Origin of the sequence: Streptacidiphilus cavernicola, from assembly GCF_042510955.1 — a bacterium.
Lineage (GTDB): Bacteria > Actinomycetota > Actinomycetes > Streptomycetales > Streptomycetaceae > Streptacidiphilus > Streptacidiphilus cavernicola.
The window spans coordinates 1-1659 of record NZ_JBHFAB010000050.1 but is presented as its reverse complement, the minus strand read 5'-3'; the positions used below and the strand labels follow the sequence as shown (position 1 = coordinate 1659).

Here is a 1659-nt window from a genome sequence, read left to right as displayed (position 1 = left end):
GGGTCTTACAAGATTTTCGTAGGCGCCTGTCGTGCTTCAATGCGCCTGTGACGTAGGCGGGTTGTGCTGGCAGGGTGGTGGTGTGTGCTGTCGCGATCGAGGACCTGCTGCCGCAGTTGGCGGCCGTGGTGGTCGAGCAAGTGGAGGGTAGTCCAGGGCTGCTGCGGATCACGGCACGGACCAGAGACGACCTGGCCGTGGCGTGTCCGGGCTGCGGGCAGGTGTCGGACTGGGTGCATTCGCGGTACGTGCGGCATGTCGCGGACCAGGCCGTGGGCGGACGCGCAGTGGGGATCGACCTGTCCGTGCGGCGGCTGTACTGCCGCGACCCAGTCTGCCTGAAGAGCACGTTCGCCGAGCAGGTTCCGGGAGTGACCTGCCGTTACCAGCGGCGCACGCCCGCCCTGCAACGGGTGGTCGACGTGGTGGCGGTCGCGCTGGCCGGCTCGGCCGGGGCCCGCCTGCTCACCGCGCTGCACTGCGGACTGTCGCGGGCCACCGTGCTGAACTGCCTGATGCGCATCGCCCTGCCAGTCCGGCCGACCCCACCGGTGGTGGGCGTGGACGAGTTCGCGCTGCGCAAGGGCCACCGCTATGCCACGATCCTGATCGACGCCGCCACCGGTGAACGCCTCGACGTCCTGCCCGACCGCAGGACCGGAACAGTGACCGCCTGGCTGCGCGACCCCCCACAGCGCGCGTGGTGTGCCGGGACGGAGCCGGGACGTTCGCCCAGGCCACGACCCTCGCCGACCCCACCATCACACAGGTCGCGGACCGCTGGCACCTGTGGCACGGCTTCGCAGAGACGGTCTGGAAGGAGGTGCAGGCCCACAGCACCTGCTGGGCCAAGGCCGGACCGCCGATCACCGAGGGCAGGCGCGCGGCCAGCACCCGCGAACGATGGCAGCAGGTCCACACCCTCCTGAACCAGGGCGTGGGCCTGCTGGAATGCTCCCGCCGCCTCAACCTGGGCCTGAACACCGTCAAACGCTACGCCCGCCACACCGAACCCGACCGCCTGATCCGCGCCCCCGCCCACCGGCCCGGCCTGGTCGACCCCTACCGCGACCACCTGCGCCGCCGCCGCGCCGAGAACCCCGCCGTCCCCGTCTCCCACCTACTACGGGAAATCCGGGAACTGGGCTACACGGGCAGCGCGAACCTACTGGTGCGCTACATCACCCAGGGCCGCGTCGAGTCCGACCACGGCCACCTCTCACCACGCCGGGCCGCCGGCCTCCTCCTGGCCCACCCCGACCACCTCAGCGAGCAGAACCAGACCCTGCGCGACCAGGTCACCGCGGCCTGCCCCCAGATGACCGACCTCGCCCGCCTGGTCCGCGACTTCGCCGCCCTGCTGACCCCCGAACCGGCCAACACCGGACGGCTGACCGGCTGGATCACCCGTGCCCGCGCTGCCGACCTGCCCTTCCTGCACTCCTACGCGACCGGCCTGGACCGCGAACGCCCCGCCGTCGACGCCGCCATCACCCTGCCCTGGCACAACGGCCGCACCGAAGGCGCCAACCACAAGATCAAACTCATCAAACGGCAGATGTACGGACGAGCCGGCTTCGCCCTCCTACGCCACCGCATCCTGCTCAGCTGACGGCTAAACAATTCGATCAACGCCTACGAAAATCTTGTAAGACCCAA

Annotated in this window: 1 pseudogene; it reads left to right on the top strand. The window is 70.2% G+C overall.

The window, feature by feature from the left end:
• Positions 1-77: 77 nt before the first annotated feature.
• Positions 78-1612 (top strand): annotated as a pseudogene (locus ACEZDE_RS33700) (ISL3 family transposase).
• The last annotated feature ends 47 nt before the right edge of the window (positions 1613-1659 follow it).